Here is a 26,501-nt window from a genome sequence, read left to right as displayed (position 1 = left end):
GCCGGCTTAGCTCAGTTGGTAGAGCATCTGATTTGTAATCAGAGGGTCGCGTGTTCAAGTCATGTAGCCGGCATAAAGATGGTCCGTTGGTCAAGGGGTTAAGACACCGCCTTTTCACGGCGGTAACACGGGTTCGAATCCCGTACGGACTATATTTCGAGTAACTTAGGTTACTCTTTTTATTTTGTTTCTTTTTTTTATATGTTATAATAACTTATAATACTATTTTTGAGGTGAATTTATGTCTAAAGTTTTTGTTTTTGGTCATCAAAACCCTGATTCTGATGCGATTGGGTCTTCTTATGGATACGCTTATTTGAAACGTCAACTTGGCGTTGATGCTGAAGCTGTTGCTTTAGGTACTCCTAACGAAGAAACAGCTTTCGTTCTTGATTATTTTGGTGTTGAGGCACCAAGAGTTGTTGAATCAGCTTTGTCAGAGGGAGTTAATCAAGTAATTCTTACAGACCATAATGAGTTTCAACAATCTATTTCAGATATTAAGGATGTTGAGGTTATTGAGGTAGTAGACCATCACCGTGTGGCTAACTTTGAAACCGCTAATCCATTAATGATGCGATTGGAACCTGTTGGATCAGCTTCTTCAATTGTTTATCGTATGTTCAAAGAAAACAATGTTGAAGTTCCTAAGGAAGTGGCTGGTTTGCTTTTGTCAGGTTTGATTTCGGATACTCTTCTCCTTAAATCTCCAACTACACATGCTTCAGATCCTGCAGTTGCAGCTGAACTTGCAGAAATTGCTGGAGTTAATTTGGAAGAATATGGACTTGCTATGCTTAAAGCTGGTACTAATCTTTCTTCTAAATCTGCTGAAGAACTTATTGATATTGATGCCAAAACTTTCGAATTGAATGGCAATCAAGTTCGTGTTGCACAAGTTAATACAGTTGATATTGCCGATGTTCTTTCTCGTCAAGAGGAAATCGAGGAAGCTATTAATAACTCAATTAAAAGCAATGGATACTCTGACTTTGTCTTAATGATTACTGATATTCTTAATTCAAATTCAGAGATTCTTGCACTTGGTTCAAACACTGATAAAGTTGAAAATGCTTTTGATTTTGTTTTAGAAAATAATCATGCTTTCCTTGAAGGAGCTGTTTCTCGTAAGAAACAAGTAGTACCACAGTTGACTGAAAGCTTTAATGCATAAAATTAGGCCGTCAGGCCTTTTTTTAGTTGTCTGATTAATGGTATAATACTTCTTATGATAATACAATTTAACCCAAACAAACTATGTAAGCAAGCTTTTTTTATGGAAATAGTGAATTATCTATATCTTAATCAGCCTGTGACCCTGAGAGCAATAAAAAGGGAGTTTCCTTTTCAAAAGAATATAGATAAATTAATTGAGGAGTTTGTAAAAGCAGGCTATATTGAACGATTTGAGAAACGTTACCGTTTATTAATTAGTCTTGTGTCGGATTCTTCTAAAATTGACTTAGACCAGCATTTTTTTATTAATGATAATTCTTCTTGTTATTTAGAACTATTAAATCGTAGTTTTGTTACTAAGATATCTAATTCTACTAATGATGTTGTTATTATCGAACAAACGGGTATCACGAGAGACGAACTTACGATTTCAAATTATTTCTATAAATTAAGAGAAAATCTACCATTATCTGAAGAGCAGAATAGATTATATGACATATTAGGGGATGTTAATCCTGAATACTTTTTGAAACATGTAACGACTTTTCTATTAAAATACATAAGGAAGCAATATGTACTTCAAAAGAGGAGGAATATTTTTGTCGATGCTTTAGTATTATTAGGGTATCTTGTTCAAGTAGAAGAAGGGCGTTATCTTTTGAATATGGACTTAGATTCCGAAGCATTCGTTTTTAGTGCAAAAAAAGACTAGTATTATTACTAGTCTTTTTTATGACAACTTTAACGATTCCTTAGTTCAAGATAACGTTTGTACCAGATGTTAACATAAGATTGTGAAAATGGCCCCTTACCATTGTTAATCCAATCTACCAAGATTTTAACATGTTCCTTTAAGATATAGTCAATATCAGGAGAGTAATGCATTTCTTTTTTATGTGTTTCATACTCATCTACATCTAGCAATTTTTTTTCACCATCAGCGAAGACTTTGACATCTAGGTCGTAGTCAATATATTTTAGTGCTTCTTGGTCCAAAATATATGGACTAGCTAAATTGCAGTAGTAGGAAATGCCGTTATCCCTAATCATGGCTATAATATTAAACCAGTATTTTTTGTGGAAATAAACAATAGCAGGTTCACGTGTTACCCATCGTCTTCCGTCTGCTTCAGTAACGAGGGTGTGGTCGTTAACGCCAATAACAGCATTCTCAGTTGTCTTTAGTACCATAGTATCGCGCCAAGTACGGTGCAAACTACCATCATGCTTATAACTTTGAATTGTGATAAAGTCGCCTTCTTTTGGTAATTTCATGGCGTCCTCTTTCTACAATAAGGGTTATCCCCACTATTGTATCATAATTTTGTGAAAAGAGGGGAAATTCCTATAAATATTCTCTTAGAGCGGATGCTATGGCATCAAAGTCATAACCTTTTCTGGCTAAAGATTGTGTCAAGCGCTGCTTAAGTTCATAACCGTTGTATTTTTTACTAAATTTTTGATATTGCTTATCTATTTCTTTATAAAGGAGAGCTTGTTCAGTTTCTTCATCTGCTTCAAGTTCTAGATGATCGATTGCTAGTTTACTTTCTTGAAATGAAAAACCTTTATTGATAAGGCTTTGAGTTAATTTATCTTTTAGGGCTTTAGATGGTAGTTTTCCCTGATATTTTCGTAACAGTTTTGAAGCTACTCTAATGGCTATTTCTGAGAAATCAAATTGACTTAAAACATCGTCAATGATCTGTTTGTTACAACCTTTTTGAAGCCATTTTTGCTTCAGCACATAGGCTCCTTTATCGCCTGAATTCAGATTTTGTTGAGCTAGACTTTCTAGGAGTTTGTAATCATCAATCCAGTGATCTCTTTTTAGATTATCAATAATTTTTGGAATTATATGAGGGTTTATTTCATGTTTAAAAAGGTAATCCTTTACCTCTTTCTCAGTACGTTGTTTAAATGAAATAAAATAGAGGGCTAAGTTTTTACCATGCGAGAACTGGGCAAAGGATTTAATATTCTCTAGTTGATCTTTGTCCAGTATCATTTCTTTTGTCAACATGTATTTAACGATGGTATCTTCTGTAACGTAGAGACTCTCTTTTTTGTCTATCTCAAGGAGATAAAGTCTCTTTTTCTTCTCGATTTTTGTGATTTTCATAGTTATTATTATATCAAAATGTTAGAATGGTAGTATGAATTTACAAGTGAAACAGCGTATCCCGCTTAAGATAAAACGCATGGGAATCAATGGCGAAGGCATTGGTTTTTATAAGAAAACTCTAGTTTTTGTGCCAGGGGCTTTGAAGGGTGAAGAAGTATTCTGTCAGGTTGTTTCTGTTAAGAGAAACTTTGTTCAGGCAAAATTATTAAAGATTAATAAGCCTTCTAAGTTTCGTGTCGAACCTGCATGTAGTATTTATGAAGACTGTGGCGGTTGCCAGTTAATGCATCTTCGTTATGATAAGCAATTAGAGTTTAAAACTGACTTATTAGGACAAGCCTTGAAGAAGTTTAAACCGGCTAATTTTGAGTCATATGACATTCGTCCAACAATTGGTATGGAGCAACCACAACATTACCGAGCTAAACTACAATTTCAAACCCGTTCTTTTGATGGCTCAGTTAAAGCTGGCTTATTTGCGGAAGGGAGTCATCGCCTCATTAATATTGATGATTGTCTAGTTCAGGATGATCTAACTCAAGCCATTATGAATAAGGTGACAAATTTGTTAGATAAATACAGGTTGCCAATTTATAATGAGCGTAAAATTGCTGGAATTCGGACCGTTATGATACGACGTGCTTTGGGTTCAAATCAGGTCCAGTTGATTTTTGTAACCTCTAAATCAGTTTCTTTCACTAAATTGGTTAAGGAATTGACGGAAAGTTTTCCAGAGATTGTAACTATTGCTGTCAATTATAATTATTCGAAGTCTAGCGAGATTTATGGTCAAGAGACGGAAATTCTTTGGGGGCAAGACACTATTCAAGAAGAGGTACTGGACTATAGCTTTGCTCTCTCTCCTCGTGCATTTTACCAGTTGAATCCTCAACAAACAGAGGTACTCTATGGTCAGGCCGTTGAAGCTTTGGATGTAGGTAAGGCTGAACACCTTATTGATGCTTATTGTGGGGTTGGTACTATTGGACTTGCTTTTGCAAATAAGGTAAAGAGTATTCGAGGTATGGATATTATTCCAGAGGCTATTGAGGATGCTAGAAAGAATGCTAAATCACTTGGGTTGGAGAATGCTCACTATGAGGTGGGTAAAGCAGAAGATATCATTCCACGTTGGTACAAGGAAGGTTATCGAGCAGATGCTCTTATTGTGGATCCACCTAGAACTGGTTTAGATGATAAGCTACTTAAAACGATACTGGACTACACTCCTGAAAAAATGATATATGTTTCATGTAATGTATCTACTTTGGCTAGAGATCTAGTTTCTTTGGCTAAAGTTTATGATGTTAATTATATCCAGTCAGTAGATATGTTTCCTCATACGGCTCGAACAGAAGCAGTTGTGAAGCTAACTAAGAAAATGTGATAAAACCTAACATAAAAAACAAAAAATTTTCAAAATTGTTGGAAAATTTCTTTATTTTTCTGAAAAATAGGAGTATAATAGGCTTATCGATTTTTTAAAGGAGGAGCGTATGAAAAAGAGCTTCATTCATCAACAAGAGGAAATTTCTTTTGTGAAGAATACTTTTACACAGTATTTGATTGATAAACTTGACGTCGTTGAAGTGCAAGGGCCTATTTTGAGTAAGGTCGGGGATGGTATGCAGGATAATTTGAGCGGTATTGAGAATCCTGTAACTGTTAATGTGCTTCAGATTCCAGACGCGACATACGAAGTTGTTCACTCATTAGCAAAATGGAAACGCCATACTTTGGCTCGTTTTGGTTTCAATGAAGGTGAAGGGCTCGTGGTTAATATGAAGGCTCTTCGTCCAGATGAAGATTCATTGGATGCAACGCACTCTGTTTACGTTGACCAATGGGACTGGGAAAAAGTTATTCCTGACGGACATCGTAATATCGCTTATTTGAAAGAAACTGTTGAAACCATTTATAAGGTCATTCGTTTGACTGAGCTAGCAGTTGAAGCACGTTACGATATTGAAGCAATTTTACCTAAGAAAATTACCTTCATCCATTCAGAAGAGCTTGTTGAGAAGTACCCTGATTTGACACCAAAAGAGCGTGAAGATGCTATTACCAAGGAATATGGTGCTGTATTCTTGATTGGTATCGGTGGTGTTCTTCCTGATGGGAAACCACATGATGGCCGTGCACCTGACTATGATGACTGGACAACTGAGTCTGAGAATGGTTACCATGGTTTGAACGGGGATATCTTGGTTTGGAACGAACAATTAGGACATGCTTTTGAATTGTCATCAATGGGTATTCGTGTTGATGAAGATGCCCTTAAACGTCAGGTTGAAATTACTGGCGACCAAGATCGTTTGAAATTGGATTGGCACCAAGCCTTGTTACATGGCCTTTTCCCACTAACAATTGGTGGAGGTATTGGTCAATCACGTATGGCTATGTTCTTGCTTCGTAAGAAACATATTGGTGAGGTTCAAACTTCAGTTTGGCCAGATGCCGTTCGTGAAACTTACGAAAACATCTTGTAAAAAAAAGCACTAACGAAAGTTAGTGTTTTTTGGTTTGCAATAGCTATGCATAATTGATCTATGAATTGGCTATTGGAGTAGATATCATAAGAGCTGGCTTAGTTTTTCTCATAAAGAAAAAACCTATCCCTTGAAGGAGATAGGTTTTTAGATTAGTCGTCACTACGGAAAAAAGCATCATAAAGAGCTCTGACGGCTGCTTTTTCTTGCTCAGTTTCAATTACAAACATAACAGAAACCTCACTAGAACCTTGAGAAATCATTTCTAGGTTAATATGTTTTTCAGAGAGCGCTTTAGCTGCTGTCGCTGTAACACCGATGTGGTCTTTCATATTTTCACCAACAATCATGAGAATTGAAAGGCCATGTTCAATTTCAACTTCATCAACACCGAGTTCACGAGTCAAGTATGAAAGGATTTCTTGTTCTTTGATTGGGGTAAGTTCACGTTCTCGAATAATGATTGAAAGATCATCGATTCCAGAAGGCATGTGTTCCCAACGGATGTTTAAATCTTCCAAGATTTGGAGGACCTTACGTCCGAAACCAACTTCACGGTTCATGAGGTATTTGGTCATGTTGATGCTGACGAATTTATCATCGCTCGCGATACCAACAACAGGAACAGTTGCTCCCTTGTGTTCAAGAATAATACGTGTGCCTGGATGGTCTGGATTATTAGTATTTTTAATAACCAATGGAATTTTACCACGATAGGCAGGAAGTAGAGCCTCATCATGAAGAACCGAGAATCCAGCATAAGCCAATTCACGCATTTCTTTATAAGTTAACTCAGGAATAGAATGTGGTTCATGAACGACACCAGGATGGGCTGCGAAAATACCATCTACATCTGTGAAGTTTTCATATAAGTCTGCCTTAACTCCAGCCGCAACGATAGAACCTGTGATATCAGAGCCTCCACGCGAGAAAGTACAAATTTGATTATCAGGGGTAACACCAAAGAAACCAGGGATTACAAGAACCTCATCTGATTCACGAAGCTCTTCCAATTTGTCATAGGCTCCTGGAAGGATACGAGCATTTCCAGGTTCGCTTGAGACAAAAATACCAGCTTGGCGAGGGTGAACGTAACGTGCTTCAATACCGTTATTACGGAAATATTCAGCGATTAATTTTGCGTTATTATCTTCCCCTGCAGCTAGGAAAGTATCATAAAGGAAATCATTATCTTCGATCGGAAGAGTGGCAAGATCGTTGATAGATTTGGCAATCTTCGTCATTTCTGTTGATTTGAAGCCTAGCTCATCGACCATAGCTTGGTAGCGGTTAATAATCCATTCTTGGTCAGCTTTGACATCAACACCCTTTGTGTAGTGTTTATAGTATTTAATCAAGGCGTCTGTGACTTTGGTATCTTCATCGTTACGTTTACCTGGGGCAGAGACAACGACAAAGCGACGTTCAGGATCAGATTTTACAATGTTTAAGACTTTTTCTAATTGTGTGGCTGAAGCAAGTGAGCTTCCACCGAATTTGATGACTTTCATAGTTACTCCAAAAATTTTAAATTACCCTACAATTATAGCAAAATTCTGACAATTTGTCACATTGTTTTTAAAAGCGAGTAAGATTTAGTCTGATTATGGTACAATAAGGTAAGAAAAAGGAGGATATCCCGTGGTAGAGGCAATTATTTTTGATATGGATGGTGTCCTTTTTGACACTGAAAAATATTATTATGATCGACGTGCAAGTTTCTTAGCTCAAAAGGGAATTTCAATCGACCATTTACCCCCGTCTTTCTTTATAGGTGGAAATACCAAGCAAGTTTGGGAAAATATTCTCAGAGATGACTATGATAACTGGGATGTGCCAACTTTACAAGAAGAGTATAATGCCTATAAACAAGACAACCCCTTACCCTATAAAGAATTAATCTTTCCTGATGTTTTAAAAGTTTTGAATGAAGTGAAATCTCGAGGGTTGAAAATAGGTTTGGCTTCTAGCTCAGTGAAGGCAGATATTCTTAGAGCTTTGAAGGAAAATCATTTGGATGGTTTCTTTGATGTTGTTCTTTCTGGGGAGGAATTCAAAGAGAGTAAACCCAATCCAGAGATTTACCTGACAGCCTTAAATCAATTAGGCGTCAAACCAAATCAAGCTTTAATTATTGAAGATAGCGAAAAAGGAATTGCTGCTGGAGTCGCTGCAGGTGTTGAAGTTTGGGCTATTAAAGATAATCGTTTTGGTATGGATCAAGGTGCAGCCAAAGGCTTGTTGGATAACCTTGTAGATGTTTTAGATTTATTAAAATAGAAGTGACACCGAGTTGTAGAACTCGGTGTTTTGATGTATCAAATTAAAAAACTCTAAGTTTCTGTTGACCTTTAGATGGACTATGGTATACTAGAAAATAACGATGAATGATTTGATAATCAAATTATCTATTCATCAAATAAAATTGTGATAAAAATATAAAGAACATACGGTTTTCATATAGGAACTAGTTATCGGAGGAATGCAAAAAATGGCTTACGAAACAATTCTTTATAGTGTTGAAGATGGAGTAGCAACTTTAACACTTAATCGTCCAGAAGTGCAAAATGGGTTTAATATTCCAGTTTGTGATGAGATTATGGCTGCAATTGAGGAAGCTAAACAAGATGCGTCAGTAAAATTCTTGGTAATCAATGCTAATGGGAAAGTCTTTTCTGTTGGTGGTGACCTTGATCAAATGCAAAAAGCGGTTGCTGTAGATGATGTACAGTCTTTGGTTCGTATTGCTGAGCAGGTAAATGAAATTTCTTTTGCTCTTAAAAAATTGCCTAAGCCAGTCATCATGGTAGTTGATGGACCATGTGCAGGTGCTGCAGCTAACTTAGCTGTTGCTGCTGACTTTACGATTGCATCTGATAAAGCTAAATTCATCCAAGCTTTTGTAGGTGTTGGTTTGGCACCTGACGCTGGAGGTCTCTACCTTTTGACACGTTCAATCGGTATTAACCGTGCGACTCAAATTACCATGACAGGAGAGCCAGTATCAGCTGAAAAAGCTTTGGACTGGGGAATTGCCTACAAAGTTGTTGAGTCAGAAAAACTTGAAAAAACTGTGAGTCAATTGATTAAAAAATTGAACCGCTCTTCAGTGAATTCCTTTAAAGCCATTAAAGAAATGGTTTGGGAATCTGAATTCGCAGGATGGGAAAATTACGCTAAGTTGGAACTTGATTTGCAAAAATCTCTTGCCTTCACTGAGGACTTCAAAGAAGGGGTACGTGCTTATAGTGAGCGTCGTCGACCTAAATTCCAAGGAAAATAACCACATTTTCTAAAAGAAAAACTAAAGTTTTTTAATCGGGCTTGCGAATTTAGTTTGAGTCTGATATAATTTGAAAGTCAAAGTTTTATTGAAAGGAGTCTGGTGTGAATTACGACAAAATTGATGGCTATCTTGTTGATATTTTTAATAACGTAGTTATTATCGAAGAAGCAAGTTTAAAGAATTCAAAATTTAACGATGTTTCCCTCAAGGAAATGCATACCATTGATGTGATCGGTACACATCCAGATACGACACCAAGTGCAGTAGCTAAAGAACTCATGTTAACTCTTGGTACTGTAACAACTTCTCTCAATAAACTTGAAAAGAAAGGTTATATTGTCCGTACGCGTTCATCAGTTGACCGTCGTGTGGTCCATCTATCGCTTTCTAAAAAGGGTCGTTTGGTATATCGTCTTCACCGTCGTTTTCATAAATCAATGGTGATGAGGATTACGGAAGGCTTTAACGACGAGGAATTGAAGGTTATGAGTAAGGGATTGGAAAATCTCCACGCCTTTCTTGAGGAGTTGAAATAATGGCATTTGCAAAAATTAGTCAGGTTGCCCATTATGCACCTGCTCAGGTCGTGACTAATGATGACCTATCAAAAATCATGGATACTAGCGACGAGTGGATTCGCTCACGCACAGGTATTCAGGAACGTCGCATCTCATTGAATGAGAACACGAGTGATTTAGCTACCAATGTTGCTCATCAGCTATTAGAAAAATCAGGATTATCGCCTGAGGAGCTAGACTTTGTTTTAGTTGCAACGATTTCTCCGGATAGCTCTATGCCGTCAGTAGCGGCCAGAGTTCAAGGAGCAATCGGTGCAGTCAATGCTTTTGCTTTTGATATTACTGCGGCATGTAGTGGTTTCGTCTTTGCCTTGCCAACGGCAGAAAAATTGATTAAGTCAGGTGTCTACAAAAAAGGTCTAGTTATTGGTGCGGAAGTCCTTTCTAAAACTTTAGACTGGTCTGACCGTACAACAGCTGTACTCTTTGGAGATGGTGCTGGCGGAGTTCTCTTGGAAGAAACTGAAGAAGAACATTTCTTCGGAGAATCTTTGAATACCGATGGTAGCAAGGGTGGTCTTGAGTCAGGAGCCTCTGCAGTTATCTCGCCTTATTCAGATGAGTCTGATCAGCCTAATCCCTATATGCAAATGGATGGGAAAGCGATCTTTGATTTTGCCGTTAAGACAGTTTCAAAGAGCATTAAGGCCTTGGTTGAAGAAAAAGGTGAACCTGATTACTTCCTTCTTCACCAAGCTAATATTCGTATTTTGGATATTATGGCTAAGAAAATCGATGTCAGTCGTGATAAATTCTTGGCAAACATGATGTCTTATGGTAATACCAGTGCGGCAAGTATCCCAATTTTGCTTTCTGAAAACGTAGCAAATGGGACCTTAAAATTAGACAGCGGTCAAACAATTCTTTTATCAGGTTTTGGTGGGGGTTTGACATGGGGCAGTCTTATTGTTAAAATCTAGTTATATAAATTATGCACCAGCATAGATTATAAGAAATATATTTATCTTAAAGGAGAAATTAAAATGGCAGTATTTGAAAAAGTACAAGAAATCATCGTTGAAGAACTTGGGAAAGATGCAGAAGAAGTAAAAGTAGAAACTACTTTTGACGAACTTGACGCTGACTCACTTGACGTGTTCCAAGTTATCTCAGAAATCGAAGATGAATTCGATATCCAAATCGAAACTGAAGAAGGTCTTAACACTGTTGGTGACCTTGTTGCTTACGTAGAAGAAAAAACTAAATAAGCAGGGCATAGAGAATATTCTTATTGGGGATATTCTCCTTTGTTTATACAATTACTTTGATTATTAAACTATTTATTTGATTAGAAAATCGAAAAAAAGGTGAAAAATGAAATCTCGTATTACAGAACTGTTAGGAATTAAATATCCAATCTTCCAAGGTGGTATGGCCTGGGTTGCTGATGGCGACTTGGCAGGAGCCGTTTCAAATGCTGGTGGACTCGGAATTATTGGTGGCGGTAATGCCCCTAAAGAAGTGGTAAAAGCTAATATTGATAGAGTAAAACAAATCACTGACAAACCTTTCGGTGTTAATATCATGCTATTGTCACCATTTGCAGAAGACATCGTTGACCTCGTTATCGAAGAGGGCGTTAAGGTTGTTACAACAGGAGCCGGAAATCCAGGTAAATATATGGAGCGTTTCCACGATGCTGGAATTACAGTAATCCCAGTTATTCCATCGGTAGCACTTGCTAAACGTATGGAAAAACTTGGAGCAGATGCTGTTGTCGCAGAAGGTATGGAAGCTGGTGGTCACATCGGTAAATTGACAACTATGGCACTTGTTCGCCAAGTTGCTGATGCGGTATCTATCCCAGTTATTGGAGCTGGTGGTGTTGCTGATGGACGTGGTATGGCTGCTGTTCTTATGCTTGGAGCAGAAGCTGTTCAGGTTGGTACGCGTTTCGCTGTTGCTAAAGAATCTAATGCACACCAAAACTTCAAAGATAAGATTTTGAAGGCTAAAGATATTGATACTGTTATTTCAGCCTCAGTTGTTGGACACCCAGTTCGTGCGATTAAGAATAAATTGGCTACTGAATATAACCAAGCTGAAAAAGATTTCTTGGCTGGTAAGAAGACTCAAGAGGAAATTGAAGAGCTTGGTGCAGGTGCCCTTCGTAACGCGGTTGTTGATGGAGATGTGGAATATGGTTCAGTTATGGCTGGACAAATTGCAGGTCTTGTTCGTAAAGAAGAAACATGTGCAGAAATCTTGGAAGACCTATACACAGGTGCTGCCAAGGTGATTAAAGAAGAAGCTGCTCGTTGGGCAGATGTAAACGTCTAAAAACGTCGAAAGGATTAGGATAGTGACAAAACGTGCGTTCTTATTTGCTGGTCAAGGGGCTCAGAAATTGGGCATGGCGAGCGATTTGTATGCGACTTATCCCGTTGTCAAAGAGACATTTGATACGGCTAGTCGTATTCTAGGTTATGATTTGCGTGAATTGATTGATTCTAACGAAGGAAAACTAAATCAGACACGCTATACTCAACCAGCTATTTTGACAACGTCAGTAGCCATTTATCGCCTTTTGGCAGAAAATGGTATCACTCCTGATATTGTTGCCGGTCTCTCTTTGGGTGAATATTCTGCCCTAGTTGCTGCTGGAGCACTCTCATTTGAGGATGCGGTAGCCTTGGTTGCTAAACGTGGAGAATTCATGGAAACAGCTGCTCCTGCTGGGAGTGGGAAAATGGTTGCTGTCATGAATACAGATCCAAGTTTGATTGAAGAAATCTGTCAAAAAGCATCTGAAAAGGGTGTAGTAACGCCTGCTAACTATAATACTCCAGCACAAATTGTTATTGGTGGTGAAGTTGAGGCTGTTGATTATGCTGTGGAATTGCTTAAAGAAGCTGGTGCTAAACGTCTGATTCCTCTTAATGTTTCAGGGCCGTTCCATACAGCTTTACTTGAATCAGCTAGTCAAAAATTGGCGGCAGAACTTGAGAAAGTGTCATTCAAGGACTTTACGCTTCCTTTAGTAGGTAATACTGAGGCTCAAATCATGAAGTCAGAAGACGTCAAAGCACTTTTGGCTCGTCAGGTGATGGAACCTGTACGTTTTTATGATTCGATTGCCACTATCCAAGAATTTGGAGTAGATGAAGTAATTGAGATTGGTCCAGGAAAAGTCTTGTCAGGCTTCTTGAAGAAAATTGATAAAACCTTACCAACTCATAATGTTGAAGATCAAGCTAGTCTTGATGCCCTTCTTAATGCTTAAAACGAGGTAAACATGGAACTTAAGAATAAAAATGTTTTTGTAACAGGTTCAACACGTGGAATTGGATTAGCTGTGGCACACAAATTTGCTAGTCTTGGTGCCAATGTTGTTCTAAATGGACGTTCTGAAATATCTGAGGACTTGCTTGCACAGTTTGCAGATTATGGTGTAACTGTTGTAGGTATCTCAGGTGATATTTCTAACGGTGAAGATGCTAAACGTATGGTAGCTGAAGCTATTGAAAAGCTTGGTAGTGTTGATGTTCTAGTTAATAATGCTGGAATCACTAACGATAAGTTGATGTTGAAGATGAGTGAAGAAGATTTTGAACGTGTCTTGAAAATCAACTTGACTGGTGCTTTCAATATGACACAGGCTGTCTTAAAACCAATGTCTAAGGCTCGTCAAGGTGCCATCATCAATATGTCATCTGTTGTAGGTCTCATGGGGAATATTGGTCAAGCTAACTATGCGGCTTCAAAAGCTGGTCTGATTGGTTTTACAAAATCAGTGGCGCGTGAAGTTGCGGCTCGTGGTGTCCGTGTCAATGCTATTGCTCCTGGTTTCATTGAATCAGATATGACTGACGCTATTCCAGAGAAAATGAAAGATGCTATGATTGCTCAAGTGCCAATGAAACGTATTGGTCAAGCAGAAGAAGTGGCTGAAGTTGCAGCATTCTTGGCTAGTCAAGAATATCTCACAGGTCAAACCATCGCTATTGATGGTGGTATGACCATGCAATAATTGAATATCAATATCAAAAAAATCATTTATTAGAATATCCATCCGACAAAAGGAGAATATATATGTCTACAAATCGTGTTGTTGTTACAGGTTACGGCGTAACCTCACCAATCGGTAATACACCAGAAGAATTTTGGAACAGTCTTCATGACGGTAAAATTGGTATCAAACCAATTACGAAGTTCGATGCTTCTGAAATTCCAGTCTTTAACGCTGGTGAAATCCAAGATTTCCCGTTCGATAAGTACTTTGTGAAAAAAGATACTAACCGTATGGACACTTACTCACTTTATGCGATTTATGCTGCTATGGAAGCTCTTGAAAATTCAGGACTTAACATGGAAGAAGAAGATCGTGATCGTGTTGGTGTCATCGTGTCATCTGGTATTGGTGGTCTTCAAGAACTTGAAGATCAAATCATTCGTATGCACGAACGTGGGATGAAACGTATCAAACCAATGTTTATCCCTAAAGCACTTTCAAACATGGGTGCTGGTAACATTGCTCTTAAAATTGGTGCTCAAGGGGTATGTAAATCAGTGACGACTGCTTGTGCCTCTGCCAATGATGCAATCGGTGAAGCCTTCCGTGAAATTAAATTCGGTTTGCATGATGTTGTCTTGGCTGGTGGTGCTGAAGCTTCAATCACTAAGATTGGTATTGGTGGTTTCAATGCTCTTACAGCACTTTCAACAACAGAGGATCCAGAACGTTCATCAATTCCATTTGATAAAGACCGTAATGGTTTTGTTATGGGTGAAGGTGCAGGGGTTCTCGTTATCGAAAGCTTGGAACATGCCCAAAAACGTGGTGCTAACATCTTGGCTGAGATTGTTGGTTACGGATCAAACTGTGATGCCTACCACATGACAACACCAACTCCAGACGGTTCAGGTGCTGCTAAAGCAATTAAATTGGCTATCAATGAAGCTGGTATCAAACCTGAAGATGTTGATTATGTCAATGCTCACGGGACATCAACACCTGCTAATGAAAAGGGTGAAAGTGGTGCCATTGTTTCTGTACTTGGTAAAGATGTTCCAGTTTCATCTACTAAATCATTTACAGGTCACTTGCTAGGTGCTGCTGGTGCAGTTGAGGCTATTGCAACAATCGAAGCTATTCGTCATAGCTATGTACCGAAAACTGCTGGTACAAAAGAATTGTCTGACTACATCGAAGCTAATGTTGTTTATGGTGAAGGTCAAGAAGCTGATATTGAGTATGCAATTTCAAATACCTTCGGTTTTGGTGGACACAATGCTGTTCTTGCTTTTAAACGTTGGGAGGCTTAATCCATGAATATTTCTGAAATCAAAGATTTATTGGCTCAATTTGATGCATCAACTTTACGTGAATTTTCATACAAAAATAACGGTGAAGAATTGAATTTGAGCAAAAATCAAACAAGTTCAGTAACAGCTGCCCCAGTAGCTCCTACAGTTGAAGTAGTTGCGCCAGCTCCTCAAGCTCCAGTAGCCCCAGTAGCTCCAGTAGCAGAACCTGCCGCTGTTGAAACTCCAGCAAGACCAGTTGAAGAAGCTTCTGCACCAGCTCAAGCTGCTGAAGGAGAAGTGGTTGAAAGTCCACTTGTCGGTGTGGCTTACTTGTCTCCATCACCTGAAAAACCAGCCTTTGTTTCTGTTGGTGACACTGTTAAGAAAGGTCAAACTCTTCTTATCGTTGAAGCGATGAAGGTTATGAATGAAGTGCCAGCACCTAAAGATGGTGTTATTACTGAAATCTTGGTAGCGAATGAAGAAGTTGTTGACTACGGAAAAGGATTGGTACGCATCAAATGACAATTGATATTAATGCTATTCGTGAAGCTTTACCACACCGTTATCCAATGCTCTTGGTTGACCGTGTGCTAGAAGTTTCAGAAGACGAGATCACAGCTATTAAAAATGTAACGATCAATGAACCTTTCTTTAATGGACATTTTCCTCAATACCCAGTTATGCCTGGCGTTCTTATCATGGAAGCTCTTGCGCAAACAGCTGGTGTTCTTGAATTGTCTAAACCTGAAAACAAGGGCAAATTAGTCTTTTATGCAGGTATGGATAAGGTTAAATTTAAAAAACAAGTGGTTCCTGGTGACCAACTTGTTATGACAGCTAAGTTTGTTAAACGTCGTGGAACAATTGCTGTTGTTGAAGCTAAGGCTGAAGTCGATGGTAAACTTGCTGCATCAGGTACTTTGACTTTTGCTATTGGAAGCTAATGTTTTGTGAAAATCCTTCTGGCGACAGTCGGAAAGGATTTTTCTTTAGACATTGGTCTATCACATAGAAAGGAAATCAACACAGACTATAAAAAAATGTCTGATGTTATCTTGTTTTATGTTTAAAAAATTATTGATTGCCAATCGTGGTGAAATTGCAGTGCGTATTATCCGTGCAGCACGTGAATTGGGTATCCAAACGGTTGCTATTTATTCTGAAGCGGATAAGGATTCTCTCCATACTATGCTCGCTGATGAAGCTATTTGTATCGGGCCTGCAAAATCAACGGATTCTTATTTGAATATGAATCGTGTCCTATCAGCTGCTATTGTGACTGAGGCTCAAGCTATTCATCCAGGGTTTGGTTTCTTGAGTGAAAACTCTAAATTTGCCACTCTCTGTGAAGAAATGAACATCAAGTTTATTGGTCCTTCAGGCGAAGTCATGGACAAGATGGGTGATAAAATCAATGCCCGTGCTGAAATGATTAAGGCTAATGTCCCTGTAATTCCTGGTTCAGATGGTGAAGTCTTTACAGCTGAGGAGGCTTTAGAGGTTGCCAACCGTCTTGGTTACCCAGTAATGCTTAAGGCTTCTGCTGGTGGTGGCGGTAAGGGGATTCGTAAGGTTAACACTGAAGAAGAGTTAGCTCCTGCCTTCGAATCTGCGTCACAAGAAGCTAAAGCAGCCTTTGGTAATGGGGCGATGTATATTGAAAAAGTTATTTACCCAGCTCGTCATATCGAGGTTCAAATTTTGGGAGATAGCTATGGTAATATTGTTCACCTAGGTGAGCGTGATTGCTCTCTTCAACGTAATAACCAAAAGGTCTTGGAAGAATCACCTTCAGTTGCTATTGGTAAGACACTTCGTCACGAAATTGGTTCAGCGGCTGTCCGTGCCGCTAAGGCTGTTAATTATGAAAATGCGGGTACTATTGAGTTCCTTCTTGATGAAAAAACAGGGCAGTTCTATTTCATGGAAATGAATACCCGTGTTCAAGTTGAGCACCCAGTTACAGAATTTGTAAGTGGTGTGGATATTGTTAAAGAACAAATCCGTATTGCCGCAGGTGAAAAACTCTCTGTGACCCAAGATGATATTGAAATCAAGGGGCATGCTATTGAGTGTCGTATCAATGCAGAAAATCCTAAGTTCAACTTTGCACCTAGTCCAGGGAAAATTAGCAATCTCTACCTACCTAGTGGAGGTGTTGGTCTCCGTGTAGACAGTGCAGTCTATCCTGGCTATACTATTCCCCCTTACTATGATTCAATGATTGCCAAAATCATTGTTCATGGAGAAAATCGATTTGAGGCGCTCATGAAGATGCAACGTGCTCTTTACGAGCTCGAAATCGATGGTGTTGTGACTAATGCTGACTTCCAGTTGGATTTGATTTCAGATCGTAGCGTTATCGCTGGGGATTATGACACTTCCTTCTTGATGGAGACCTTCCTACCAGCTTATCAGAATCGTGAGGAATAGAGTTTATGGGATTATTTGATCGAAAAGAAAAGTATATCCGTATCAATCCTAACCGTTCTGTACGTAATGGGATTGATCACCAAGTGCCAGAAGTTCCAGATGAACTTTTTGCAAAATGTCCTGGTTGTAAACAAGCTATTTATCAAAAGGACTTGGGACAAGCTAAAATTTGTCCAAATTGTTCTTATACCTTCCGTATTTCCGCTAAAGAACGTCTCGATTTAACAGTTGATGAGGGATCTTTCCAAGAACTGTTTACAGGTATTAAAACTGAAAATCCATTGAATTTTCCAGGTTATATGGAGAAACTAGCAACGACTAAGGAAAAAACTGGTCTTGATGAAGCTGTCGTGACTGGTGTTGCAACTATCAAGGGGCAAAAAACAGCCTTGGCCATTATGGATTCTAACTTTATTATGGCTTCAATGGGAACTGTTGTTGGTGAGAAAATCACTAAACTCTTTGAACATGCGATTGAGGAAAAACTTCCAGTTGTTATTTTTACAGCATCTGGTGGGGCCCGTATGCAAGAAGGAATCATGAGTTTGATGCAAATGGCTAAGATTTCAGCTGCTGTAAAACGTCATTCGAATGCTGGCTTGTTGTATTTGACTGTATTGACAGATCCAACAACTGGTGGGGTTACAGCAAGTTTCGCCATGGAAGGTGATATCATCTTAGCTGAGCCACAAACCTTGATTGGTTTTGCAGGTCGTCGTGTCATTGAAAACACAGTTCGCGAAACTTTGCCAGATGATTTTCAAAAGGCTGAGTTCCTTCAAGAACATGGTTTTGTTGATGCCATTGTTAAACGTACAGAGTTGGCTGATACCATTGCCACACTCTTATCATTCCATGGAGGTGTTCAATGAGCGACGTAGCACGTATTTTAAAAGAAGCGCGTGACCAAGGCCGTTTAACTGCTTTGGACTTTGCCCAAGGAATCTTCGATGACTTTATTGAACTTCATGGCGACCGTAATTTCCGTGACGATGGTGCCATTATTGGTGGTATTGGTCGTTTAAATGGCCAAGCGGTTACTGTAGTGGGTATCCAAAAAGGTAGAAACCTACAAGATAACCTTAACCGTAACTTTGGGCAACCTCATCCAGAGGGCTATCGTAAGGCTCTTCGCCTCATGAAACAGGCTGAAAAGTTTGGTCGTCCAGTTGTTACCTTTATCAATACTGCAGGTGCTTATCCTGGTGTTGGAGCAGAGGAACGTGGACAAGGTGAGGCAATTGCGCGTAACCTTATGGAAATGAGCGACCTTAAGGTGCCAATTATTGCCATTATCATTGGTGAAGGTGGTTCGGGAGGAGCTCTTGCCTTGGCAGTAGCTGATAAGGTTTGGATGCTTGAAAATACCATCTATTCTATCTTGAGTCCTGAAGGATTTGCAACTATCCTCTGGAAAGATGGCTCACGTTCAGAAGAGGCGGCAGAGTTGATGAAGATTACATCAGGCGAGTTGCTTAACATGGGAATCGTTGATAAGGTTATCCCAGAACGTGGTTACTTTACAAGTGAAATTATTGAAGCAATTAAGACAGCAATTGTAGACGAGTTGGCAGAATTAAGCCAATTATCAACAGAAGACTTACTTGAAGCGCGTTATCAACGTTTTAGAAAATATTAAAAAACATTGGGATATCCCCCAATGTTTTTTAAACGGTATGGCGTTCGAAGGCTTGGTCTGAGATACCTTGTTCAAGGATAAGTTTAGCCCATTCCTTAGCTGAATGAAGACTGTGATCCTTGTAGTTACCACAAGATTCAATGGTAGTCCCTGGAACATCTTCCCATGTAATCTCGTTAGCAATAGCTTCAAGACTAGATTTGATAACTTTGGCAATTTCTGTAGGATCTTGTTTACCCCACATAATCATATGGAAACCTGTACGGCAACCAAATGGTGAGCAATCAATAAGTCCATCGATACGTTGACGGATCAGTTTAGCGAGTAGGTGTTCGATAGTATGAAGACCACCTGTATCAATACTGTTTTCATTGGGTTGAATCAAACGGATATCAAAGTTTGTGATGATATCTCCTTTAGGTCCAACTTCCTCTGAAATAAGACGGACATAAGGTGCTTTTACAATAGTGTGATCAAGTTCAAAACTTTCAACAGTAACGTCTTTTGGCATGGTAATACCTCCCTATTCTAATAGAGTTATGATACCACAAAATCAGTTTAAAGTTCTAGTATTTATTTGAGAAAAAGCTATAAATATGATACACTAGAAGACGGTTTTCTTTAGGGAAACCTTAGAAAAGTTGAGGTAAAGACATGATAAACATGATAATTTTAGTTGTCTTTGCACTCATTGGTTTAGTCGTTGGATATTTAGCAATTTCTATTAAACTTAGCAAAGCTAAGGAACAAGCAGAAACTACCCTGCTAAAGGCAGAACAAGACGCTGTGAACCTTCGCAGTCAGGCGGAACATGATGCAGATCATCTGCGTGTGACTGCTGAACGCGAAAGTAAGGCTCAACGTAAAGAGTTCTTGTTAGAAGCAAAAGAGGAAGCTAGAAAATATCGAGAAGATATTGAAAAAGAATTCAAATCTGAACGTCAAGAGCTTAAACAAATGGAAAATCGTTTAACAGAACGTGCAACCAGCCTTGACCGTAAGGATGAAAATCTATCAAGTAAAGAACTTACCCTCGAGAAGAAAGAGCAGAGTCTTGCTGACAAATCTAAACATCTTAATGAGCGTGAAGAGAATGTGACTCAGTTGGAGGCTGAGAAGCAAGCTGAACTTGAACGTGTTGGTCAGATGACCATTGCAGAGGCGCGTGAGGTAATCTTAACGGAGACTGAGAATAATCTGACTCATGAGATTGCAACACGTATCAAAGATGCAGAAGCACAGGTTAAAGATACTGTTGATAAGAAGGCCAAAAACTTGTTGGCGCAAGCTATGCAACGCTTGGCTGGAGATTATGTTACTGAACAAACAGTAACCACTGTTCACCTTCCAGATGACAATATGAAAGGTCGTATCATTGGACGTGAGGGGCGTAACATCCGTACGCTTGAAAGTCTAACAGGTATTGACGTTATTATTGACGACACTCCAGAAGTGGTTGTCCTTTCTGGTTTTGATCCAGTTCGTCGTGAAATTGCACGTATGACTCTCGAGGCCTTGATTAAGGACGGTCGTATCCATCCGGCTCGTATTGAAGAGTTGGTTGAGAAGAGCCGTCAGGAAATGGATAACCGTATCCGTGAATATGGTGAAGAGGCAGCCTACGAAATTGGTGCTATGAATCTTCATCCTGATTTGATTAAGATTATGGGACGCTTGCAGTTCCGTACGTCGTATGGTCAAAACGTCCTTCGTCACTCAGTTGAAGTTGGTAAATTAGCAGGTATCATGGCTGGTGAATTGGGTGAAAATGTTGCCCTTGCTCGTCGTGCTGGATTCCTTCACGATATGGGGAAAGCCATTGACAAAGAAGTCGAAGGTAGCCACGTAGAGATTGGTGCAGAGTTTGCACGTAAGTACAAAGAACATCCAGTTGTGGTCAATGCCATTGCCAGCCACCATGGCGATGTAGAACCTGAGAGCGTTATTGCAGTTATTGTAGCTGCAGCAGATGCTTTGAGTTCGGCTCGTCCAGGGGCTCGTAATGAATCTGTTGAGAATTATGTCAAACGCCTTCGTGATTTGGAAGAAATTGCATCAAGCTTTGACGGTGTTCAAACAAGCTTCGCCCTTCAAGCTGGTCGTGAAATTCGTATTATGGTTCATCCAAACAAAATCTCAGATGATGAAGTTACGATCTTGTCTCACAAGGTACGTGAACAAATTGAGAAGAATTTGGATTACCCAGGAAATATTAAGGTTACAGTCATTCGTGAATTCCGTGCGGTTGACTATGCCAAATAAGATAAGAGAGCCGAAAGGCTTTTTTATTTTGCCCTTCATACTGAAAGGGATATTCTTTTTGAAAATGTAAGAACTTTCTTATCAAATTGCGTCATTTTGGTAGATAAGTATTTTATAATGAAATATTTTGATTTTTTTTGACTGTTTCTAGTTGACAGTTATTAAAAATTTAGTATAATAGTTTTTGTAAACGATTACAGAAGGAGAGATTATGCTAAAGTCTGAACGTAAGCAGATTATCTTGTCTCAGTTGAAACAAGATGGTTTTGTCACTTTGGAAAACTTAACTGTTTTGTTAAGTGATACTTCCGAGTCGACGATTCGTCGCGACTTGGACGAGTTAGCGGCAGATGGCCAACTTAAACGTGTTCATGGTGGTGCTGAAAGCATTCATGGTCTAAAGGAAGAAATTGCCAATAGTCAAAAAGCTATTAGAAACGTTCAAGAAAAGGCTCAGTTAGCTGGTTATGCTGCCGATTTGATTAAGGAAGGTGATGTCGTCTTTCTTGAGGCTAGTACAACAAATGAACTTTTGATTCCACATTTGGCTAATCGTCAGGTAACGGTTGTGACTAATTCTATCCACCATGCGGTTAAGCTGGTAGATCTTGGTGTTAGCACTAGGATTGTTGGAGGAAAGGTTAAACATTCAACGGATGCTTCTATTGGAAGTACTGCTCAAGAGCAAATCAGACAACTGAATTTTGATTGTGCGTTCATTGGTGCTAACGGCGTTGATGCTAATTATTTCACCACACCAGACATGGAAGAGGCAGTTATTAAACGGACGGTTATAGCTAATGCTCAAAAAGCCTATGTTCTAGCGGATGCCTCTAAACTTGGTCAGATTACCTATGCTAAGGTAGCCGAGGTCGAGAAAGTAACCATAATTACAAATGCTTCGGAAGAAGAGCTCCTAAAAGAATTAAAAGAGAAAACGAGGGTTATTGAAGTATGATTTATACTGTAACGCTGAATCCATCAATCGACTTCATTGTTCGTATCGACAAGGTAGAGATTGGTGAGGTTAACCGCATGGAGAGTGATGATAAGTTCGCTGGCGGTAAGGGGATTAATGTTAGTCGTATTTTGCAACGTTTAGGTGTCGATAATACTGCAACGGGCTTCATCGGTGGTTTTACAGGACGTTTTGTGACAGATGGTTTGGATGCAGAAGGTATTAAAACCAAGTTTGTAGCTGTGGATCAAGACACACGTATTAATGTTAAAATCAAGGCTGACCAAGAAACTGAAATTAACGGTGCAGGACCTGTCATTAATGAGTATCAATTGGCTGAATTGGAAGCAGTTCTTTCAAGTGTAAGTGCTGATGATGTGGTTGTTTTTGCTGGATCAGCACCAAGCAATCTTGGAAACAAGGTCTATAACAAATTGATTCCACTAGTGCGTGAAACTGGTGCACAGGTTGTCTGTGACTTTGAGGGTCAAACCTTGCTTGATTCCTTGGCTTACCAACCACTCTTGGTAAAACCAAATAACCATGAGTTAGAAGCTATTTTCAATGTCAAACTTAATGGTTTGGCTGATGTTGAAAAATATGCGCGTGAAATCCTTGCTAAGGGTGCACAGAACGTTATCATCTCAATGGCAGGTGATGGAGCGCTTCTTGTTACTCCAGAGGCTGCTTACTTTGCTAAACCAATCAAGGGAACAGTAAAAAACTCTGTTGGTGCGGGTGACTCAATGGTTGCTGGTTTCACTGGTGAGTTTGTTAAATCAGGTGATCCAATTGAGGCTCTCAAGTGGGGAGTAGCATGTGGAACATCTACGGCTTTCTCAGATGACTTAGCGACAATTGAATTTATTAAAGAAACATACAATAAAGTAGAGGTAGAAAAACTATGAAAATTCAGGATTTACTGAACAAAAAAGTAATGTTGCTTGACCTTCAAGCAACTACAAAAGAAGCTGCTATCGATGAAATGATTAACAGCCTGGTTGACAATGGTGTTGTGACTGACTTTGATGTTTTCAAAGCAGGTATTATGGCTCGTGAAGCACAAACATCAACTGGTTTGGGTGATGGAATCGCTATGCCACACAGTAAAAATGCTGCAGTAAAAGAAGCGACAGTACTTTTTGCTAAATCTAATAAAGGTGTAGATTACGAATCACTTGATGGTCAACCTACCGACCTCTTCTTTATGATTGCAGCTCCAGAGGGAGCAAATGACACTCACTTAGCAGCTCTTGCTGAATTGTCAAAATACCTCATGCAAGATGGTTTTGCAGATCGTTTGCGTAAGGTGACTTCTCCAGATGAAGTGATTGCTGCTTTTAATACTGGCGAAGAAGAAGCACAAGCTGAGGAAGCTAAGAAAGCACAAGCTGTTAAAGAAGCAGCTTCAAGCGATAAACCACTTATCGTGGCTGTAACAGCTTGTACAACTGGTATTGCTCACACTTACATGGCTGAAGAATCACTGATTAAAACAGGTGAAGAAATGGGAGTCAATGTTCGTGTTGAAACTAACGGTGCTTCAGGTGTCGGAACACCATTGACTGCTGAAGAAATCAGTAAGGCTGTAGGTGTTATCGTAGCGGCAGACAAGGCAGTTGAAACAGCACGTTTTGATGGTAAAAAATTGCTTTCTAAACCAGTCGCTGCAGGTATTCGTCAACCTCAAGAATTAATCCAAAATATCTTGGATGGTAAGGCTGAAGTCTTCCATGCCGAAAATGCTGGAGCTGCTCAAGAATCAAGTGAGAAATTGAGCCTCGGTGGTGCCTTCTATAAACACTTGATGAGTGGGGTATCACAAATGCTCCCATTCGTTATCGGTGGTGGTATCATGATTGCGCTTGCCTTCTTGCTTGACCAAATCATGGGTGTTCCTAAAGATCAATTGTCACAACTTGGTTCTTACCATGAAATTGCTGCTCAATTCAAAGCAATTGGTGGTGCGGCCTTTGGTGGTGTTCCATTTGGTTCAGGTGGTAAAGCAACCCTTGCCCTTGCTGGTGTATCTTCAGGTTTCCTTGGAGCTCTTGTTGGTGGTTTCCTTGCAGGTGGTGTTATCCTCGTTCTTCGTAAACTCTTGGCAGGTATCCCACGTGCTCTTGAAGGAATCCGTTCTATCTTGCTCTTGCCACTTCTAGGTGTATTTGCTACAGGTTTCTTGATGTTGGCAGTGAATATCCCAATGGCAGCAATCAATACAGGTCTTAATAACTTCTTGTCAAGCTTGTCAGGAAGCTCAGCCGTATTACTTGGTCTCCTTGTTGGTGGTATGATGGCAGTGGATATGGGTGGACCAGTCAACAAAGCAGCTTATGTCTTTGGTACAGGTACTCTCGCAGCAACAGTAACTTCAGGTGGTTCAGTTGTTATGGCAGCAGTTATGGCAGCTGGTATGGTTCCTCCATTGGCAGTCTTTGTAGCGACACTCTTATTTAAAGATAAATTCACCGAAGAAGAACGCAACTCTGGTTTGACAAACATCGTTATGGGACTCTCATTCATCACTGAAGGTGCAATCCCATTTGGTGCAGCTGACCCAGCACGCGCTATCCCAAGCTTTATCGTCGGTTCAGCTCTTACAGGTACTCTCGTAGGTATGGCAGGAATCAAATTGATGGCACCACACGGAGGTATCTTCGTTATCGCCCTCACATCAAATGCCCTTCTCTACCTTCTCTTCATCTTGATTGGTGCTGTGGTATCAGGTATCCTTTTCGGATTCCTCCGCAAACCACTTGATAAATAAGATATGATTAAACAATCTCGTTGAGTTCGGGGTTGTTTTTTTGTGTCGTAGCAGATTTTTGTCAGGGTATCTATTTTATGATAAAGTATAGGCAGAGATGGCTTATCTAGTAGCTAATACGCTGTATAAAGAAACATAAGAGGTAAAATATGGTAAAAGAATATGATTATATTGTCATTGGTGGTGGTTCTGGTGGGATTGCCAGTGCTAATCGTGCTGCTATGCACGGTGCTAAGGTTATTCTCTTTGAAGGAAAAGAGGTAGGCGGTACCTGCGTCAATGTGGGCTGTGTACCTAAAAAGGTCATGTGGTATGGTGCTCAGGTTGCTGAGACCCTTCACCGTTATGCAGGCGAGTATGGTTTTGATGTGACGGTTAATAAGTTTGATTTTGCAAGGCTTAAGGCCAATCGTCAGGCTTATATTGACCGTATCCATGGCTCTTATGAGCGTGGTTTTGATAGCAATGGCGTTGAACGTGTATACGAGTATGCAAGATTTGTTGATCCTCATACGGTTGAAGTAGCGGGGGAGCTTTATACAGCACCCCATATCCTTATTGCAACAGGTGGTCATGCTCTTTATCCAAATATTCCAGGTAGTGAATATGGGATTACTTCAGATGGTTTCTTTGAGTTAGATGAGGTACCAAAACGTACAGCTGTTATCGGTGCTGGCTATATCGCCGTTGAGGTTGCTGGTGTTCTCAATGCTCTTGGTAGTGACACGCATCTCTTTGTTCGTAAGGATCGCCCATTACGTACCTTTGACAAGGATATTATCGATGTCTTAGTCGATGAGATGGCTAAATCAGGTCCGACCCTTCACACGCATGCTAATGCTACAGAAGTAGTGAAAAATGCTGACGATTCTTTGACCATTAGCTTTGACAATGGAGAAACGATCACTGTTGATTGCCTCATTTGGGCTATTGGTCGTGCAGCCAATACCTCTGGCTTTGGTCTTGAAAAGACGGGCGTTGAGTTGACTGAACGAGGTAACATTTATTCAGACGCCTTTGAAAATACATCAGTTCCTGGTATCTACGCCCTTGGTGATGTGACTGGTAAACTAGATTTGACACCAGTTGCAATCAAGGCGGGACGTCAATTGTCAGAGCGACTCTTCAACAATAAAGCCGATGCTAAGCTTGATTACACTGATGTAGCCACTGTGGTCTTTAGCCACCCAGTCATTGGTTCTGTTGGTTTGACTGAGGAAAAAGCAATTGCTAAATATGGTGCGGAGAATATCAAGGTCTATAAATCTAGTTTCACTCCAATGTATACAGCTCTTGCAAACAATCGTCAGCCGTCAACTATGAAATTAGTAACACTTGGTGAGGATGAAAAAATCATCGGTCTTCATGGCATTGGCTACGGTGTCGATGAGATGATTCAAGGCTTCTCTGTGGCTATTAAGATGGGAGCAACTAAGGCTGATTTTGATAATACGGTTGCCATTCATCCAACCGGTTCAGAAGAATTTGTAACGATGAGATAAAAAGGTGAAGTCTGTCTACCTAAATGGATAGAC

27 protein-coding genes and 2 tRNA genes are annotated in these 26,501 nt (G+C 39.6%); 25 read left to right on the top strand and 4 right to left on the bottom strand.

Annotated elements, in window-relative coordinates:
- The 4 genes from H7U04_RS01780 (at position 1) to H7U04_RS01765 (ending at position 1,888) form a co-directional block, all read left to right on the top strand.
- Positions 1-73, top strand: a tRNA-Thr gene (locus tag H7U04_RS01780).
- Positions 74-80: 7 nt separating this feature from the next.
- Positions 81-152: transfer RNA gene (locus H7U04_RS01775), tRNA-Glu, on the top strand.
- 89 nt (positions 153-241) lie between these two features.
- Entirely contained in the window at positions 242-1,174 is a 933-nt protein-coding gene (locus H7U04_RS01770; RefSeq protein ID WP_073690004.1) for a manganese-dependent inorganic pyrophosphatase, read from the top strand.
- Between the two features lie 54 nt (positions 1,175-1,228).
- Positions 1,229-1,888 carry a DUF1803 domain-containing protein gene (locus H7U04_RS01765; RefSeq protein WP_037601426.1) on the top strand — a complete coding sequence of 220 codons (660 nt, stop codon included), beginning with the start codon at positions 1,229-1,231 and terminating at the stop codon, positions 1,886-1,888.
- Positions 1,889-1,917: 29 nt separating this feature from the next.
- Here the strand turns inward: H7U04_RS01765 and H7U04_RS01760 are convergent, their stop codons facing one another.
- Together H7U04_RS01760 and recX are read right to left on the bottom strand one after the other, a co-directional pair.
- The gene (locus H7U04_RS01760) at positions 1,918-2,451 is read right to left on the bottom strand and encodes a DUF402 domain-containing protein (protein WP_002886644.1); all 534 of its coding nucleotides are present in this window, start codon (positions 2,449-2,451) and stop codon (positions 1,918-1,920) included.
- Positions 2,452-2,521: 70 nt separating this feature from the next.
- Complete coding sequence (gene recX / locus H7U04_RS01755) at positions 2,522-3,298, bottom strand: recombination regulator RecX (RefSeq protein WP_073690003.1); 777 nt, start codon at positions 3,296-3,298, stop codon at positions 2,522-2,524.
- 34 nt (positions 3,299-3,332) lie between these two features.
- Here recX and rlmD point away from each other — a divergent pair, with 34 nt between their 5' ends.
- Both rlmD and asnA read left to right on the top strand, forming a co-directional pair.
- The gene (rlmD, locus tag H7U04_RS01750; protein ID WP_110981081.1) at positions 3,333-4,688 is read left to right on the top strand and encodes a 23S rRNA (uracil(1939)-C(5))-methyltransferase RlmD; all 1,356 of its coding nucleotides are present in this window, start codon (positions 3,333-3,335) and stop codon (positions 4,686-4,688) included.
- 109 nt (positions 4,689-4,797) lie between these two features.
- Positions 4,798-5,790 carry an aspartate--ammonia ligase gene (asnA, locus tag H7U04_RS01745; protein WP_013990097.1) on the top strand — a complete coding sequence of 331 codons (993 nt, stop codon included), beginning with the start codon at positions 4,798-4,800 and terminating at the stop codon, positions 5,788-5,790.
- A gap of 152 nt (positions 5,791-5,942) precedes the next feature.
- Here the strand turns inward: asnA and H7U04_RS01740 are convergent, their stop codons facing one another.
- On the bottom strand, positions 5,943-7,301 hold the full coding sequence (locus tag H7U04_RS01740; RefSeq protein WP_045769291.1) for an aspartate kinase: 1,359 nt from the start codon (positions 7,299-7,301) through the stop codon (positions 5,943-5,945).
- 130 nt (positions 7,302-7,431) lie between these two features.
- On the opposite strand from H7U04_RS01740, the gene H7U04_RS01735 reads away from it, so the two are divergent.
- From H7U04_RS01735 to H7U04_RS01670, 14 genes are all read left to right on the top strand, one after another.
- A complete protein-coding gene (locus H7U04_RS01735; protein ID WP_110981080.1) occupies positions 7,432-8,070 on the top strand; it encodes an HAD family hydrolase in 639 nt (212 codons plus the stop codon).
- Between the two features lie 211 nt (positions 8,071-8,281).
- Positions 8,282-9,073 carry an enoyl-CoA hydratase gene (locus H7U04_RS01730; RefSeq protein ID WP_013990100.1) on the top strand — a complete coding sequence of 264 codons (792 nt, stop codon included), beginning with the start codon at positions 8,282-8,284 and terminating at the stop codon, positions 9,071-9,073.
- Positions 9,074-9,177: 104 nt separating this feature from the next.
- Complete coding sequence (locus H7U04_RS01725; RefSeq protein WP_002885562.1) at positions 9,178-9,612, top strand: MarR family winged helix-turn-helix transcriptional regulator; 435 nt, start codon at positions 9,178-9,180, stop codon at positions 9,610-9,612.
- Positions 9,612-10,574, top strand: coding sequence for a beta-ketoacyl-ACP synthase III (locus tag H7U04_RS01720; RefSeq protein ID WP_201042972.1), 963 nt, complete (start codon positions 9,612-9,614; stop codon positions 10,572-10,574). The genes H7U04_RS01725 and H7U04_RS01720 overlap by 1 nt, the downstream gene beginning before the upstream one ends.
- 63 nt (positions 10,575-10,637) lie before the next feature.
- A complete protein-coding gene (locus H7U04_RS01715) occupies positions 10,638-10,862 on the top strand; it encodes an acyl carrier protein (RefSeq protein ID WP_002885495.1) in 225 nt (74 codons plus the stop codon).
- 106 nt (positions 10,863-10,968) lie between these two features.
- Entirely contained in the window at positions 10,969-11,934 is a 966-nt protein-coding gene (fabK, locus tag H7U04_RS01710; protein ID WP_201059260.1) for an enoyl-[acyl-carrier-protein] reductase FabK, read from the top strand.
- A gap of 22 nt (positions 11,935-11,956) precedes the next feature.
- Positions 11,957-12,877: an ACP S-malonyltransferase gene (gene fabD, locus H7U04_RS01705; protein ID WP_070576608.1), complete on the top strand. Its 921-nt coding sequence runs from the start codon at positions 11,957-11,959 to the stop codon at positions 12,875-12,877.
- 12 nt (positions 12,878-12,889) lie between these two features.
- Positions 12,890-13,624 (top strand): 3-oxoacyl-[acyl-carrier-protein] reductase, encoded by a 735-nt coding sequence (gene fabG, locus H7U04_RS01700; protein WP_002886656.1) that lies wholly within the window; start codon positions 12,890-12,892, stop codon positions 13,622-13,624.
- Positions 13,625-13,686: 62 nt separating this feature from the next.
- Positions 13,687-14,919: a beta-ketoacyl-ACP synthase II gene (fabF, locus tag H7U04_RS01695; RefSeq protein WP_002885574.1), complete on the top strand. Its 1,233-nt coding sequence runs from the start codon at positions 13,687-13,689 to the stop codon at positions 14,917-14,919.
- Between the two features lie 3 nt (positions 14,920-14,922).
- Complete coding sequence (accB, locus tag H7U04_RS01690) at positions 14,923-15,426, top strand: acetyl-CoA carboxylase biotin carboxyl carrier protein (protein ID WP_070839667.1); 504 nt, start codon at positions 14,923-14,925, stop codon at positions 15,424-15,426.
- A complete protein-coding gene (fabZ, locus tag H7U04_RS01685; protein ID WP_002885470.1) occupies positions 15,423-15,848 on the top strand; it encodes a 3-hydroxyacyl-ACP dehydratase FabZ in 426 nt (141 codons plus the stop codon). Before accB ends, fabZ begins: the two co-directional genes overlap by 4 nt.
- A 118-nt stretch (positions 15,849-15,966) precedes the next feature.
- Positions 15,967-17,337 (top strand): acetyl-CoA carboxylase biotin carboxylase subunit, encoded by a 1,371-nt coding sequence (locus H7U04_RS01680; RefSeq protein ID WP_002886659.1) that lies wholly within the window; start codon positions 15,967-15,969, stop codon positions 17,335-17,337.
- A 5-nt stretch (positions 17,338-17,342) separates the two neighbouring features.
- Positions 17,343-18,209 carry an acetyl-CoA carboxylase, carboxyltransferase subunit beta gene (gene accD, locus H7U04_RS01675; protein ID WP_014633562.1) on the top strand — a complete coding sequence of 289 codons (867 nt, stop codon included), beginning with the start codon at positions 17,343-17,345 and terminating at the stop codon, positions 18,207-18,209.
- The gene (locus tag H7U04_RS01670) at positions 18,206-18,976 is read left to right on the top strand and encodes an acetyl-CoA carboxylase carboxyl transferase subunit alpha (RefSeq protein ID WP_002886662.1); all 771 of its coding nucleotides are present in this window, start codon (positions 18,206-18,208) and stop codon (positions 18,974-18,976) included. Before accD ends, H7U04_RS01670 begins: the two co-directional genes overlap by 4 nt.
- Positions 18,977-19,004: 28 nt before the next feature.
- Here the strand turns inward: H7U04_RS01670 and H7U04_RS01665 are convergent, their stop codons facing one another.
- A complete protein-coding gene (locus H7U04_RS01665) occupies positions 19,005-19,487 on the bottom strand; it encodes an S-ribosylhomocysteine lyase (protein WP_002885585.1) in 483 nt (160 codons plus the stop codon).
- Positions 19,488-19,630: 143 nt separating this feature from the next.
- Between H7U04_RS01665 and H7U04_RS01660 the strand changes: the two genes are divergently transcribed.
- The 5 genes from H7U04_RS01660 (at position 19,631) to gorA (ending at position 26,468) form a co-directional block, all read left to right on the top strand.
- Positions 19,631-21,238 carry a ribonuclease Y gene (locus H7U04_RS01660; RefSeq protein WP_049553800.1) on the top strand — a complete coding sequence of 536 codons (1,608 nt, stop codon included), beginning with the start codon at positions 19,631-19,633 and terminating at the stop codon, positions 21,236-21,238.
- Between the two features lie 211 nt (positions 21,239-21,449).
- Entirely contained in the window at positions 21,450-22,196 is a 747-nt protein-coding gene (locus H7U04_RS01655; protein ID WP_002890068.1) for a DeoR/GlpR family DNA-binding transcription regulator, read from the top strand.
- The gene (gene pfkB / locus H7U04_RS01650) at positions 22,193-23,104 is read left to right on the top strand and encodes a 1-phosphofructokinase (protein WP_002885581.1); all 912 of its coding nucleotides are present in this window, start codon (positions 22,193-22,195) and stop codon (positions 23,102-23,104) included. Before H7U04_RS01655 ends, pfkB begins: the two co-directional genes overlap by 4 nt.
- Positions 23,101-24,966: a fructose-specific PTS transporter subunit EIIC gene (locus H7U04_RS01645; RefSeq protein WP_201059257.1), complete on the top strand. Its 1,866-nt coding sequence runs from the start codon at positions 23,101-23,103 to the stop codon at positions 24,964-24,966. The genes pfkB and H7U04_RS01645 overlap by 4 nt, the downstream gene beginning before the upstream one ends.
- A gap of 149 nt (positions 24,967-25,115) precedes the next feature.
- The gene (gorA, locus tag H7U04_RS01640) at positions 25,116-26,468 is read left to right on the top strand and encodes a glutathione-disulfide reductase (RefSeq protein WP_073686144.1); all 1,353 of its coding nucleotides are present in this window, start codon (positions 25,116-25,118) and stop codon (positions 26,466-26,468) included.
- Positions 26,469-26,501: the final 33 nt, after the last annotated feature.

Origin of the sequence: Streptococcus sp. 22.1 (assembly GCF_016648645.1) — a bacterium.
Taxonomy (GTDB): Bacteria; Bacillota; Bacilli; order Lactobacillales; family Streptococcaceae; genus Streptococcus.
The sequence above is the reverse complement of the archived record's forward strand: the minus strand, read 5'-3'. Positions and strand labels throughout refer to the sequence as shown.